The 13,876-nt window shown below is 59.2% G+C and carries 15 protein-coding genes; 3 read left to right on the top strand and 12 right to left on the bottom strand.

Annotated elements, in window-relative coordinates:
• Positions 1 to 139: 139 nt before the first annotated feature.
• From XH98_RS30625 to XH98_RS30675, 11 genes are read right to left on the bottom strand one after another with little or no spacing between them, the layout of a single operon-like run.
• Positions 140 to 1,177 carry an EscU/YscU/HrcU family type III secretion system export apparatus switch protein gene (locus XH98_RS30625; protein WP_271620834.1) on the bottom strand — a complete coding sequence of 346 codons (1,038 nt, stop codon included), beginning with the start codon at positions 1,175 to 1,177 and terminating at the stop codon, positions 140 to 142.
• Positions 1,174 to 1,995: a type III secretion system export apparatus subunit SctT gene (gene sctT, locus XH98_RS30630; protein ID WP_271620835.1), complete on the bottom strand. Its 822-nt coding sequence runs from the start codon at positions 1,993 to 1,995 to the stop codon at positions 1,174 to 1,176. The genes XH98_RS30625 and sctT overlap by 4 nt, the downstream gene beginning before the upstream one ends.
• A 10-nt stretch (positions 1,996 to 2,005) precedes the next feature.
• Entirely contained in the window at positions 2,006 to 2,281 is a 276-nt protein-coding gene (locus XH98_RS30635; protein WP_271620836.1) for an EscS/YscS/HrcS family type III secretion system export apparatus protein, read from the bottom strand.
• 2 nt (positions 2,282 to 2,283) lie between these two features.
• Positions 2,284 to 2,949: a type III secretion system export apparatus subunit SctR gene (gene sctR, locus XH98_RS30640; protein WP_271620837.1), complete on the bottom strand. Its 666-nt coding sequence runs from the start codon at positions 2,947 to 2,949 to the stop codon at positions 2,284 to 2,286.
• A complete protein-coding gene (sctQ, locus tag XH98_RS30645) occupies positions 2,942 to 4,063 on the bottom strand; it encodes a type III secretion system cytoplasmic ring protein SctQ (protein WP_271620838.1) in 1,122 nt (373 codons plus the stop codon). Before sctQ ends, sctR begins: the two co-directional genes overlap by 8 nt.
• Positions 4,060 to 4,596 carry a hypothetical protein gene (locus XH98_RS30650; RefSeq protein WP_271620839.1) on the bottom strand — a complete coding sequence of 179 codons (537 nt, stop codon included), beginning with the start codon at positions 4,594 to 4,596 and terminating at the stop codon, positions 4,060 to 4,062. The genes sctQ and XH98_RS30650 overlap by 4 nt, the downstream gene beginning before the upstream one ends.
• Complete coding sequence (gene sctN, locus XH98_RS30655; RefSeq protein WP_271620840.1) at positions 4,572 to 5,927, bottom strand: type III secretion system ATPase SctN; 1,356 nt, start codon at positions 5,925 to 5,927, stop codon at positions 4,572 to 4,574. The genes XH98_RS30650 and sctN overlap by 25 nt, the downstream gene beginning before the upstream one ends.
• Positions 5,924 to 6,544: a type III secretion system stator protein SctL gene (gene sctL, locus XH98_RS30660; protein WP_271620841.1), complete on the bottom strand. Its 621-nt coding sequence runs from the start codon at positions 6,542 to 6,544 to the stop codon at positions 5,924 to 5,926. Before sctL ends, sctN begins: the two co-directional genes overlap by 4 nt.
• Positions 6,541 to 7,179 (bottom strand): nodulation protein NolU, encoded by a 639-nt coding sequence (locus XH98_RS30665; RefSeq protein ID WP_442868659.1) that lies wholly within the window; start codon positions 7,177 to 7,179, stop codon positions 6,541 to 6,543. Before XH98_RS30665 ends, sctL begins: the two co-directional genes overlap by 4 nt.
• Before the next feature lie 10 nt (positions 7,180 to 7,189).
• Positions 7,190 to 8,056 (bottom strand): type III secretion system inner membrane ring lipoprotein SctJ, encoded by an 867-nt coding sequence (sctJ, locus tag XH98_RS30670; protein ID WP_271620843.1) that lies wholly within the window; start codon positions 8,054 to 8,056, stop codon positions 7,190 to 7,192.
• An 8-nt stretch (positions 8,057 to 8,064) separates the two neighbouring features.
• Complete coding sequence (locus XH98_RS30675; RefSeq protein WP_333932786.1) at positions 8,065 to 8,577, bottom strand: nodulation protein NolB; 513 nt, start codon at positions 8,575 to 8,577, stop codon at positions 8,065 to 8,067.
• Positions 8,578 to 8,749: 172 nt separating this feature from the next.
• Here XH98_RS30675 and XH98_RS30680 point away from each other — a divergent pair, with 172 nt between their 5' ends.
• The 3 genes from XH98_RS30680 (at position 8,750) to XH98_RS30690 (ending at position 11,356) form a co-directional block, all read left to right on the top strand.
• Positions 8,750 to 9,445 (top strand): nodulation protein NolW, encoded by a 696-nt coding sequence (locus tag XH98_RS30680; protein ID WP_271620845.1) that lies wholly within the window; start codon positions 8,750 to 8,752, stop codon positions 9,443 to 9,445.
• Positions 9,446 to 9,749: 304 nt separating this feature from the next.
• The gene (locus XH98_RS30685; protein WP_271620846.1) at positions 9,750 to 10,616 is read left to right on the top strand and encodes a hypothetical protein; all 867 of its coding nucleotides are present in this window, start codon (positions 9,750 to 9,752) and stop codon (positions 10,614 to 10,616) included.
• A gap of 536 nt (positions 10,617 to 11,152) precedes the next feature.
• A complete protein-coding gene (locus tag XH98_RS30690; protein WP_271620847.1) occupies positions 11,153 to 11,356 on the top strand; it encodes a hypothetical protein in 204 nt (67 codons plus the stop codon).
• Between the two features lie 678 nt (positions 11,357 to 12,034).
• Here the strand turns inward: XH98_RS30690 and XH98_RS30695 are convergent.
• Positions 12,035 to 13,447, bottom strand: a complete 1,413-nt coding sequence (locus XH98_RS30695; protein ID WP_271620848.1) for a DUF1521 domain-containing protein — start codon at positions 13,445 to 13,447, stop codon at positions 12,035 to 12,037.
• Between the last annotated feature and the right edge of the window lie 429 nt (positions 13,448 to 13,876).

A 13,876-nucleotide genomic window follows, 5' to 3' on the forward strand; every position in this document is an offset into this window, starting at 1 on the left:
TGGCGCCGCAGCTGATTTGGTGTCCCGGCGGCGAAGCCGCGGGCTGAAGAGCTATCGGGCGAGTCCATCGGGTTCTCGCAACAGATCCAAGCATCCATCGATGCGTATGTTGCAGATCGCAGCGCAAGCACAGAATGATCTAGACCAGCCCAGCCGCATAGAGTGCTTTTGCGACCGACTCGAAATATTGCGAAGGAACCGGGTTCCCAAGCCTGGCTTTGCCGAGCAGTTGACGCGCCAAAACATCATCATCCACAATGTTGAGGCGCAGCGCGCGCGCTTCACGAAGCAGCTGTGAAGCAACTTCACCCTCGCCACGGCAGACCAAGACGGGCACGCCGGTTTCGCCGCGAACATAGCGTAGCCCAATCAATGTTGCCGATCCCCGCAATATCAACGTGGCCCGACTGATGCCGAGCGGAGCCTCGTTGGCGGACTCTTGCTGCAGACGCCGGTGCTCTCGCCTCACTTGCGGACTGCCTTGCTGTTCCTTGTTCTCCCGCTTGGCCTCCGTTTCCGTCATGCGCATATCCTGCATAAACAACCAGCGCTGGATTAGAAGGTCAGCCAATCCGCCGACCAGAAACGCCCCAGCGGCAATCCCTATCAGCAGTTTAACCTCGGTGAAGACGACGCCAAGACAGCCCATGCCGCAAACTGGCAGGTACACCAGCGCTTTCCAGCTCGCGGTCACGACTAGAAAGAAGGCCGCACCAAGCAAGACCACCTTAGCCAGGGTCTTGCCAAGCTCAATGGCCGAGCGTTTTGAGGCGATGCGTTTCAAGCCTTTGATTGGATCCAGTTTCTCGAGCTTCGGTTGGAGCGGCTCCGATGCAAACATAAAGCCGCCATTGGCCAGAACATTGGCCAGAAGGGCTGCTGTCACGGCAGCAGCGAGCAACGGAGCAACAGTGGCAATCGAGAGTTCTAGTAATCCGCTGAGTGCCTGCGGCACCGCGTTTGTGAACGGGTGCTCCTGCAGCTTGTCGACCAGGCGAACCGTCTCCTGCCACTTGTCCTCGATCGCACCCGCTCGCCACCACAGGCAGCCGAAACCGGCACAGGCGCTGACGCCGCTCACAAGATCGGAGCTGCGCGCGCTCTGCCCCTTCTTGCGCGCATCGCGCAGCTTCTTGGGCGTCGGAGGTAGCTTTTTCTCCTCGCTCGTAGAGCTCATTTCAACAGCTTCTTCAGATACCCGAGCATGTTGTTCGAGGTCAGGATTTCAGCTCCGGCGTATTCAAGCAGATAGACGGTATAGCTGACCATGATGACCCCGAATGCAACATTCTTAATCATCGGGGAGAGATCGTTCATCTTGAGCTGAGGTGCAAAGCGGCCGAGCATCATAATTGAGACATCGACCAGCAGCAGCAGGGCCAGCACCGGACCGGCGACTAACAAGGTCGTCATCATGATACGGTCGAGAAGGGCGAGACACTCCATGGCCCCCTGCGCTGTCACGGCAGGCAGAAACTGATAGACCGGCCACACCAGGTAGCTGCCATAAAGGCCGCTTACCATGGTTTGCAGCCCGCCGAGCAGAACGAAGATCGTAACTGCCGTAACTCCGAGAAAAAGCCCGGTACCGGACGCTTGGCTGTGCGTCGCGGGATCCTCCCCCGCAACTTGGCTTGAAATTCCTCGCTGGGTATCGATGATGTCGCCGACTGCCTGTATGCTCCATAGTGGAATACTGAGCAGAATGCCGAGCACAAGACCGACGAACACCTCCTTCAAGCCAAGCATGGTAACGCTAACCAGCCGCGTGTTTGGGTCAAGGGTCTGCAGACCGAGCTTGATCTGAGCGAGGCAAGGCAGGCCGATCGCAATCGTCAGGCTTCCTCGAATGAGGCCGCTGATACGCGGCCGGGTGAAGACGGGAAGCACCGGCGTGATGCCGAGGGCGCGCGCCGCACTCAGGCCGGTTGCGGCGACGAATTCGATCGTGCCCTGAACGAGAGCTTGCGCCTCTGCGGGTGACAGGCCAGCCATTCAAGCTCTGCTAATATCTTGCGGTGAGTGCTGGAAACTCGCTGAAGATGTGCTCGGCCTGATCGATCAGTGGAGCGCTGAGTACAGAAGAAAACCCGGCGAGCACGGCGACGACGACCAGAAGCTTGACGGTCAGTGGCAGGGTTTGATCCTGGAGCTGAGTTGCCGCCTGGATGAGGCCAATGATCAGTCCGGAGATGAGAGCTGCGAGCAGCGGCGGCAGAACCCAGATCATGAAGAGCACGAGCGATTGGCTGAGGTGCGTAAGGATGTTGGCTTCGTTCATGGTCAACCTCCTGGAGTCGAGTAGCTTAGTACCAGCCCGTGCATGAGACGTGACCAGCCGTCGATAGTGACGAACAAAAATAGCTTGAAAGGGACAGATATCACCGTGGGAGACACCATCGACATACCCATGGCCATTAAAATCGTCGTGACGATCAGATCGATCGTGATGAAGGGAAGATAGAGAAGAAAGCCGATTTCGAACCCACGCTTGAGTTCGGAAATCAAAAACGATGGAACAAGAATTGAGAAATCATCTGCCGTTACGCTGCCGCGCATCTCCTCCGACCAGACATGTTCGGTGGACGACAGGAAGAAGCGGCGCTGCTCGTCATTGGTGAATTTCTTCAGATGAGCACGCAGCGGCTCCTGTCCCTCTTTGGCGGCCGTCACCCAGTCATCGAAACTCTGGTAGCGAAGTTGCGGATCGGTAAGGCGGTTATACGTCTGCTCGAAGACCGGAGCGCTGATGAAGACGGTCAGGATCAGTGCCGCTCCGTATAGGACGATGTTCGGCGGGATCGATTGAGTCCCAAGCGCATTGCGCACGAGGAATAGAACAACCGAGACCTTGATAAAGGCGGTCGTTGTGACGACAACGAAGGCCAGGAGGCCAAGGCCGACGGTTATCGCAAGAAGCGCAAGGATGCTGGGTTGAATCTCAGTCATTAAGCGCCAACCTGCCGCGCAACCTGACGGCCAGCTCGTCGCCGATCCGCACGATGTCGCCCCGGCCGATACGTTGGCCGTTGGCAACGATATCGACCGGCCCATCAAGAGGCCGGCCAAGTTCGAACACGTGGCCTTCGTTGATGGTTCGTAAGGTTCCCAACGGCATCGGCCAGCGGCCACATTCGAATACGAGTGTGATCTCGATGCTGTCGATATCCGCATCTGACGGGGGCTGCTGTTGCAACGGGCTTTGGGGCATCACATCTTCACTTTTTAGGGGGTTGGATCGCAGGCGGAATGGGCCTCGCAGCACCAGCCTGTCGCCGCCGACCTCTGCAGGGGCCCACAATCGGTCTGCAGCGAGAATGATCTGGCCTTGCGCGAGTGGAATTGCGTCCGGGAGCAGCGCGTCGCCTTGCTCTGCTTGGCGAAGAACGCCGATCGCGACGCGGAGCGAACCGATATGGCCTGCAACGATGACGGGGAACTCCGAAAGCAGCCTGGCCGTCTGTCGCGGTAATCGGCCGAGCAGTTCGCCGAGGACCGTGAAAGCCAGCGGAACGGGACCGTCGAGTGGCGAGAATAGAAGCATCCGAGCCTTGCTGGCGAGCTCACCATAGGCGATGTCAAGTTCAAGATAAGGCCTCGTGCTCCGCGCTTCCTCGGTGCGAACAAGCCGCAAATTCCGCTGCGTCATTCTTTCCAGCGAAGCAAGCAAGGGTTCAAGCGCAAGTTCCAGGACCAGCGAACGTGTCGGCTCAGAAGGCAAGGTAAGCCCATCCTGCACGGTCCCGACCAGCGCTTCCACAAGCTTACCTGGCAAGGACAGGATCAAGGTTTCTCCCTCTACTTCGAAGACGCAGTCAAGCATCGACGTCGCAGCCGGCTCCGCCTGCCAGACGGTTCGGCTCACGCGCACAGAGAGCGGCTTCTCGCCGAGGATACCTTGTACATGCGCACGCAACGCTGCGACCTCGTTAAGCCACGAGGCTACGGCGCGCGAGAGGATCAGCGCCGGCATGAAGGCTGCGGGCTCAACCGGCCGATATGCTGCCGGTGCGGCTTCCGCGCCGCAGGCCGCTAGCTCGCGCGGGAGAGGATCTGCGATCATGCTGGCTCACCTCCCGTCTGCCCTGATGGGCCTCGCCGGTAACGGAGCAAGACTTCATCATCGGCTTCGATTTCGGCGGCGGCTTCGAAATGAGCATTCGTGATGCGCCGAACGTCCTGATCGATCTCACGCCATTTCTGGCTCGCCGCTGAACGCCTGGTCCAAACAGCCCGCGCCTCGAGAACCGCGGCCTCAGCTTGCTCTTGAGCAGCACGGGCCTTGTCAAGAACGCGCTGCGCCGCTGTGATCTCTTCTGTGAGTCGCCCGATGATGAGATGGTAGCGCCGCTGCAGTTCGAACACAGATATCGCATCGGCTGCGAGCATCTCCCGATAGAGCTCCGCCTCAACCTTTGCGCGGCGCTCTTCGGCAAGTGCAAGGTGGTCGCAAGCTTGTTGGACAGCTTGGGTCGCGAGGTGGTGCTTGGCTTCCATGTCAGACAATTCACGAACGGCGCTTCGCTCCCGCATGTCCTTTACGAGCCGCAGCTTTGAGGCGTGAGCGGGACTTAGGCGGTCAAACGCGACATCCATGCGACCGTCTCCTCAAAGCTGGACGCCTCACCCTGTCCCTGGCGCAGAAAGGCCCGCAGCTGCTCGATCGAGGCGATCGCCCGATCGGTCAACGGATCAGAGCCTTGCTTGTATTCACCCACCTTGATCAAGAACTCGGCCTCGGCGTAGCGTGAGAGCAGATCACGGAAGAAGGATGCCGCCTTGCGATGTGGCACGGACACGATCGCGTCCATGACGCGGCTGCGGCTCGACAGCACATCGATAGCCGGAAAATGCTCCCGAGAGGCCAGCGCGCGGGAGAGAATGATGTGGCCATCAAGGATGCCGCGTGATTCTTCCGCTATTGGATCACCCGTGCCATCACCTTCGACAAGCACGGTATAGAAGGCCGTAATGGAGCCTTGCTCGCCCATGCCGGCGCGCTCCAACAAGCCCGGCAACAGCGCAAAAACGGATGGCGGAAATCCGCGCCGCGTCGGCGGCTCTCCTGCGGCAAGGCCGATTTCACGCATAGCGCGGCTAAAGCGCGTCAGAGAATCCATCATCAGAACGACGCGAAGGCCCTGATCACGAAAATATTCGGCCAGTGCTGTCGCCATGTGGGCGCATTGGGCCCGCTCCATCGCCGAACGGTCGGAGGTCTCCACCACAACCACGGAACGGTGAAGGGCTTCACCAAGATGACGTTCAATGAATTCGCGCACCTCTCGACCGCGCTCGCCGATCAGCGCAACGATAGTGACGTCGGCCGACGCGCCTCTTACGATTTGCGACATCAGCGTCGACTTGCCGCAACCGGCATCACCATAGATTCCGATCCGCTGACCTTCGCCGCATGTCAAAAGACCATCAAGGACACGGACGCCGAGCGGAAACGGTAGTTCAATCCCGCGCCGCTTCATCGGATTGGGTGCCCTGCCGCGCAGCGGTCTGGCTTCGGCGACTTTTATCGGGCCCTTGCCATCGAGCGGTCGTCCAAAACTGTCGATGACGCGGCCGAGCAAATCGGGGCCCACAGCCACTTCCTGCATTCGCCCAGTCGTTACCACCTCCGCGCGATTGGACAGCCCCACCATGTCCCCGATGGGCGTGAGTAACACCCCGTCCGGCAACAGACCGATCACCTCGGCCTCGAGCGACCATCCGCTGCGAGGATCCTGCAACAAGCATAGTTCACCGACCCGGGCCTCCGGCAAGACGGCGTGTAGCAGCGTGCCCACGGCCCGCGTAATCCGGCCGCGGACAGCGCGTGTATCGATGTTCTTGGCTGAAGATCTCAGGGACGAGAGTGCGGCCTTTACAGTTCCTTCTGCGGCCGCGGCATGATAGATTGATCGTTGCACGGTCACGATTCAGCTTCCTCTGACAAGCCAAAGCCGAGACGCAGCGCGCGCAGCTGCGCTGCAAGTCCAAGATCGACATTGCCAAACTCGCTCCACAAGACACATTGATCCGCGCTCAGCGCCGGATCCGTCTCGATCCTGACCTTCGGACGGCCCTCAATTCCGTCATAGTCCTTGAACTCACTGGCTAGCTGGTCGGCTTTCAGTGGGGATACGTGAAGACAAACCTCCGTGTTCTTATATCTTTGCTCGATGGCATGACGAACGCACTGGACCAGCATCTCGCCCGGATCAAACGCGCCAAGCAGATCGCGAACGATCTCAAAGACCACTTGCGGCAATTCCCGCTCCAGAACCGCCTTGCGCTGGGCCAGTTCACAAGTCGCCTGCGCAATAAGCCGAGCCATTTCCTCTGCGCCAGCCTTTGCGCCCTCGGCGCGGCCCCGCGCCCGTTCCCGCTCATAAGCCTGGCGTGCCCACCGGCGCACCCGCTGCAGATGCCGCTCGGCAGCGGCACGCGCCCGTACGGCATCGTGCCAGATCTCAAGCTGCGCAGCTGTTATCAGCGGTCCAACAGGCCGGATCTGCGGGGACGCGGTTGATCCTAGGGCATCGGCTGTCATGCTCCAGCATCCTCTGTACGCAAATGAGCCAAGACGAGGGAAATCAGCGGGCCCGCTGCGCTACGGTGCTCAGCAATTGGACTCTCGGCGGCCGTCCCCACGGGCAAGCGTAGAAGCACGCGGAAACGACTAAGGGAGGAAGTCTGTTCGAGCCAGGCGCCGAGACAAGCATGCCCGTCATATTCGATCTGTCGCGACAATTGCTCTGGATCGAGGATTGGGGTCGTTGCCACGGCGCTTGACAAATGTCGAACAGCGAAAACGTGCGCTTCGGCACCGATCAACTCTACCAATAAGGGTAGATCGTGCCTGGAAACCAGCTTGAGGATGGAGCGTGCATGCCAGATGCTGCCCGCGAGCAGCGCAGCCCGCCGCGGGTCATGCCCGAAGAGAACATCTTCGTTCCAGTCGGCGCAACTAGCCTCCACCATGCTGCCCAGCAGCAGTTCGGCGAGCCTTGGCTGCAGCCTGGCACTCTGCTGTAGCCGAGCCAACGTGGAAGGCGAAAGCAGCGGGTCAAGAAACGCAGCAAAACGGCCGGGATCGACCGAGGCAGCAAGCTCGCGCAGCCGATCGGCTGCAAGCGTGACCGAAGGATTGGTTCTTGTGGTCGTGGTTGACATTAGGGCCGACATGAGCGCCAGACTATGACGCATCAGCAATCATCTTTTTGCCCGCCGCTTGGTCAGCAGGCACACGCGAGCGCCCACCGAATATGCTCAGCTTACGTGATGATTGTCCGAACTGACGCATACGCGGGCCCAGCAATACGCAAGATACGATGCCCAATACCGCTCCGGCGCCTCCCACAGCAAGCGCAAGTAACGGCGCTGAGCCGGCTCTTGCTGATTGAGCCGTAGGGACTGCCGGCGCGGCAGGCTGTTCGATTGGAGTGCGCTCGACCGGCACGAAGACGACCGCGACCTTGTCGTAGGACAGTCCTTCAATGCTGTTTGCGACGAGCATCTTGATCTGCGGCAACAGTGCCGAGAGCTTCGCGCTGGAGCCATGGCGAATGAAGACCGAGGCTGAGGACGGGGTCGCATCTTGCCGCAACAAGTCGTTCCTCGGCAGAACCACGTGGACGCGCGCTGAAAGGACGCCATCTATATCGCTAATCGTGCGCGACAATTCTTCGCTTAGAGCATAAACGTAACGTGCCCGCTCCTCGATCGGCGAGGCGACGAGGCCCGATCCCTTGAACACCTCGCCGAGATTTTTGAAGGATTGGCGCGGCAGCCCCTCAATATTGAGCAGGTCAATCGAATAAGCGAGCTGCTTTTCTTCCACCTGGATTGTACTGGTTCCGTCCTTGGCGACAACACGGACAGCATCAACGCCCTTGCCAAGGAGAAGCGCGAGCATCTCATTAGCCTCGCGCTCCTGAATTTTGGTGTATAGATCAGCCTTACAACCGATCAGCGAGAAGAGAAGGGGCATAGCAAAACACATGCGAAGCCGCCGCCACGATTGATGGCCGCCGCAGCTACCCCTCTTCAGATCGCTAGTCATCAGCTTACTCAGCCGGCCGATAGCAGCTTGTTTAGCGACGAGCTGACGGCGCTCGTGCCCTTGGAGACGAGGGAAACCTGAATAACATCCCTGTATACGTCTCGCAGATTCGTCATCATCGATTCAAAATCGGTCCCGACCGGCTTAACAGCCGCATGTGCACCAGCGTTATCCGCCTGCAAAAGCGGCTGCGCAGCCGGTCCAGGCTGCACACCAGTCACGGCAGCCGACGCAATCGGCGGAGGAACGGTGCGGCCCTGGTAGATACTGGAGAGGGTTTGGAGGATTCGATCACCCGGCGGACTCGCCAGCACATTCGTGCGCTGAACCTCCAACATCGGCGGAGCCGCTGCGAGCCGGTCCGCGGGCGGGACAGCAGATCCCTGGTTGGAAGCTACTTGCGCCAGGGACTGCTCAAAGCGCGCCTGCTCGCCAGCAACTGCCGGCGAGCAGGCACTGGAGAGACAGTCGGCTGAATTGGGAGGGATCGGCGTTGCACCTAACAACATGGAGTGAGTCATTGTGCTCGTTTGTTGAGACCTAGGCGTTAGCCGATGAACCGATCAAGTTCGTAGGCCGGCGAGCTGACGAAAACCTGACGGAGATCGGTCTGCCTGCGTCATCTAAAGATCACGTTTGGCTTCCAAGCTGGGACGAAACCCCAATCTCTTGATGAGCGGAAGGCGTCCAGGAATGCTCGCGCGATCCACGGTGATACATAGTTTGAAAACAGTTCTTTGTGCCGGCGTTTTCATCTGTGTCGGAATAATGCGCTCGTCTGCTGCATCCCTTTCGCTGCCGTCCGCCCCTTATAGCTACACCGTTCTCGATCAGGATCTTTCCGCGGCGCTGCAGGAGTTCGGAAACAATCTCAATATCAGGGTCAATGTCAGCGCCGACGTCAAGGGCCGGATTCGCGGACGAATGCCGGACCTGCCGCCACGAGAATTCCTTGACCGTTTGACTGCCCTGTACAATCTTCAGTGGTATTACGACGGGCTCGTGCTTTACATCTCCGCCGCCCACGAGGCGCAAAGCCGGCTCATTGTATTGAACCCAATCGGCTTCGATGTGCTCAAGTCCGCGCTCGACGTGCTCAATATCTCGGATGAGCGCTATATCGTGAAACCGGCTCCGGGAGAGGGCCTCATTCTTGCTTCCGGCCCACCCCGATTTGTTGCGCTGGTGGACCAGACCCTTAAAGGCCTTGTGGCGGAAGCGCAGGCCCGGCGCGGTCCCGTCGCCGCCGAGAGGCCACAACACGAGTCGGTTTTGATGTTGTTTCGCGGCTCATCGAGCACGGTCTTCCGGGACGGGCGGCTGGTAGCGTCTCCCGAAACGCCGCACCATGAGGGCATTTTGCGCGAAGCCGGTCCAGGCCAGAAGTAATGATGAAAGCTGCAAGACCGCTCCGAGCGAATCTGGTCCATTCGGCGTCCGCCTATATCATCCGATCGTCAGCTTTTCGAAAGCTAAAATCCCCAGCATGAGCCTGCGAGGTCTGGACGGCTGCCTTGCTTGTGACAGCCCCGATAGATGGATCAGAGACTGGACGCGCCAGGGAAATGGGTGGCGCTGTCTTTGCACGCAGCCCGTTTCATCAAGATCAATGTGGCCTGCGAGCGGATGCTTCCGAGCAAGCTGAGGCTTCGCATAGGCTCGATGCGCGTCATCCGTTGGAAGGAGAAACACGGTGGATTTCAATGCAGTCGCCCCGGCCAATACGAGCCCGGAGCCCGATGCAGCGCGGACGACTACAGATGCAAGCGAATTCGAGCGGCAGCTCAGCGGCGCAGACGCTCCCGCTTTGGCGCAGGGCCTCGCCCATCCCGTGCTGCAGGGTGAGGCTTATTCACCCTATCTGGATGCGGGCCATCCCTACTCTCCATACTTCGAAACCGGGTACCTTTATCCGCCTTACCCAGATTTAGCGCATCCCGATTCGGCAGGCTCAGGTTGGCAGGATAATCTGTATGCCGCGCCTGCAGCCGTCGCCGCGCCAGAGCCGGAAAACGGCGCCCGGCATCTCTCGCCGCAGACCATCGCTCAGGCGATTGAGGGACATCCCGGCTTCGATCAAGATCTGATATGGCAGACTCTGGATGCCGACCCATCGGATGCTGAGCCCCGTCCGGGTGAGCCACAAGCGGGGACCTCGCATGCAGGTCCATCGCGCACCGCCCCTTTTGAGTGTGAGCCGTCGCACGCCGGCCCCTCCCATGCCCAGCCATTGCAGGCGGGACCGTCCCGAGCTAAGTCTTCCGCGGCTCCGCCCGAACTTTCCGAGTTCCGCATGTGGGACGGACATCTCGCCAAGGACTCCTGGGTGTTTACGTCTCAAACAGCCACAGGCGCTCAGATCGACATGCTTGAGCGAAGCAGAGTGAAGCCAAGCCAGCACCACCCGACGACAATCTTTACCATTCTCGGCGTGCCTCATACGGCCGAATGGAGAGAGGAGGACTTCATTCGTCTCACACCCTCGCGAGATCCGGCCCTTTGGCCTCAAGAGGGAGAGCAAGAGCAACCAGTAGAGGCTGAAGATCCACACATCGGCTAACGGCTGCAGCCGAGCAACGGCAGGGCGATCCCCGCGGGGCCGATACCGGCCTTTTCAATGGCAGGACACTTGGTAAGAGGCGACCTTGCAGGTGGGTATTCCGCGGCCACGCTTCTCCTTTCAGGCCATTTCATTCGTGCCAGACCGGCTCGCGCCAGGGCAGCGGCCAAGTCAAAGATCGCGCGAGCTACAAGGTGCACTTCCATCGCGCGCATTTTTTTGGCTCGTATCGTGAGACAAAGGCCAGCTCTCCACCCCAAAGTAGCGGAACGCAGATGTCCATCCGATCCACTGGCTCTCAAACACGTCGGAGCCGGACCTATGTGCGCCGATGTTCGGCAGACAGGCTCCGGCCGAATGATTGCAAGTCCTTTGCGCATCAAATCTCCACGACACGGGACCACCTGAGAACGCACTGAGCGCAGGAATCACAGCATTAATTCAGCCTCTGTCTTCGTCAGCTTCTTGCAAGCTGTCCCTGCTAGCACGACAAGAATAGGTCATCTCGCGGCACCGCCGCTATCTGGTTTTACGACATGGATACAGGCGCAGCCGATATCGCAGCTACGGCGCCAGAAGCTGGCGCAAACAACGATAACGCCGCGAACGGCGGCGACAACTCGCCCGCAGCATTATTACAGCGAGCCTTCGAAAAGGCTCTGGTTGCAGTCGCTACCCAGGTCATAAGCGATACCCAGTCAGATATGGATGACGCTATGAGCGAGCTCGATGATGGGTGAAGGGCCGGATAATCAGACGCGCACAGGGAAGGATCTGCCGGAAGGCAAGCCGGACCGAGAACGATCGGCCGAAGCAGGCGGACTTAGCAATAGCAGCCGCTAGACGCGTCTTAGGTGGTCCTCCAGGCCAGCGGTGCGGCCGGTCGGCAAATCCGATCGCAATTACACTGGGAACTTTGGGAAGGCGCCGCAGCGACTTGCTCACCCGGGCATACCCCATATTTTCGATGAACGTTCCTCAGGAGCGCTCTTTAGCCAGGCCAATAGAGATCAAGCGAAACCGAGCGCTTCCCGCTTGATGATCAATTGCGTCAGCCGGCTATCTTCGATTGGTTCTGCAGCCGCCCGCGAGATCGTGCGCCAGAGAGATCCTCTAAGATTTTCTGTAACATCAGCATCGCTGCGCCCATATCTTCACAACTCCTGGACTGCTGACCCCAGCATCGAGACATGTTGGGGGTGCCCGATCCTGACGTCATAGCGTGTTTGTCGATACGATTGGTGCCCGAGGTCAGAAGGCCCCATCGCGCGATGAGAGCGGCGATCCTGATTGATACGCCGCCGACTTAATATCTTCGTCTCCCTGGCGAACACAAAAAGCGGGCGCTGGCGCCCGCTTCAGTGACTTACTCGATAGGCTGGGATCGCTTCGCAGTACCAGCCGGGCTTACGACCAATTCAAGCATCCGACGGTGTGCCTGGATTCTCATTGCTGTCGATGATCGCCTGGTTCACTTGGCGTCCAGACCGATCGACCCAGCCCGAGCCTGGTTGTTCATAGATCGTCTGTGCACCATCCGAAGTCAGCTGATCAAGCGTACGGCCGGCATTCGACTGTGTCACCTTGAGATTATTTTTACCGTCGAAGCGATCTCCAAGCCCTTCGACGACCATGGCATTGTCGCCGTTGGTGATGGTCAGCTTCGAGGCCATCGTTTTGCCCTTGCCGATATCAACGGTGTCGACCGTAATCTTCGTGCCGTCGTCGAGCTGGAAAGTCATGTTCTTCTTGAAGTCAAAATCGATCTTGCCGTCACCGTTGGCATCGACGTGGGGATCGCCTTTAATCGCCGTGGTCTTGCCTGTTTGACTGTTACGAATGAGCACTGTTCCGTCATTTTCGTCGACCGAGATCGAATACTTATCACCAAGCTTGATCTCAGCCCTACCGTCCCTGACCTCATGCGACCACACTGGCGCCGGCTGAGACGACTGCGCGGGCACCTGGGCGGCCGCAACAGGCACCATCGCAAGAGGCGGCGGAGGAGGAGGAACGAAGAAGACGGGGACCGTAGAGGCAGGCGTCGCGCTCGCATACTGGTAGTTGGCCGGCCCGCGCCCCTGTTCGCCTGCATCGATACTCGCCTGATTCACGGCGCGTCCGGCGCCATCGACCCATCCCTGGCCACTCTCATGGATCGTTTGGGCACCATCGGACGTCAACTCGTCAATGGTCATCCCAGCATTGGACTGCGTCACCCTCAGATTGTTTTTGCCATCCTTGTCGTCGCCGAGCCCCTCGACAACCATCGCGTTGTGACCGTTGGTAATGGTCAGCTTTGAAGAGATGGCCTGACCATTACCGTAGTCGACATTTTTGACAGTAATTTTCGTGCCGTCGTCGAGCTGAAACGTCATATCCTTCTTGAAATCGAAGTCATCCTTCCCGTCTCCGTCGGCATCAACGTGGGGGTCGCCATGAACTACCGTGACATGACCGGTCTGGTTGTTGCGAACCGTCCAAGTACCATCCTTCTCATCGGCCGTAATCGTATACTTGTCCCCGAGGTTGATTGTGGCCTTGCCATCCTTGACCTCATGCGTCCACACCGGATCCACAGCAGGCTCGGAATTCTGATTCAGCTGGCTCATCAGCATGGTGGGAGGAGGAGGCGCCATCATGTACGCCTGGGTCGTAACGACGGTAGGCGTCACGGCGACCGGCACGACACTCCCGACGACAGAACTAACGAGGGCTGGCCCCAACAAGGCGTTGAAAGCGGGAGTGACAACCACGCCTTCTGGCACCAGTCCGTTCATCGAGTCGGGCGCGCCCACCACTGGGAGACCAGCCACGGGAAGATACTGCATTTAGTTCACTCCTGTTGCATAGACGAAATCTGTACAAACCGTGAGCGTTACGCGCACAGTCAATCAAGGCGCGGCGCTTCAGATCTGCACGCCAACGCATCATTAGCTCATTCGAAGGAACGCCACTTCTCTTGCCAGAACAGCCAGCCCTTGCTCCCGCCCCATCGCAGTAACCGCACGAGCACATCACGCTCATTCAATTCACAGAGATAGTAGCCCGAATACCTGTCGAAAAGCTGACGACGATCAGCGAGCGAAGCCGCACTCACTTTGACATCGATCGGATGTCCGAAACGCCCCCTTCGTCGCGAGCTTCAATGCCCTCTTGGCAAGACCCGCCTCGCTCCAGAGGCGCCCCGACGTCTTCACGACAAGTGACGCGACGCCCGCCGGTATTCAGCCAACCATCCCGCCCTCACCGCGCACTCA

The sequence above is a fragment of the Bradyrhizobium sp. CCBAU 51745 genome (assembly GCF_028128715.1).
GTDB classification, from domain to species: domain Bacteria; phylum Pseudomonadota; class Alphaproteobacteria; order Rhizobiales; family Xanthobacteraceae; genus Bradyrhizobium; species Bradyrhizobium manausense.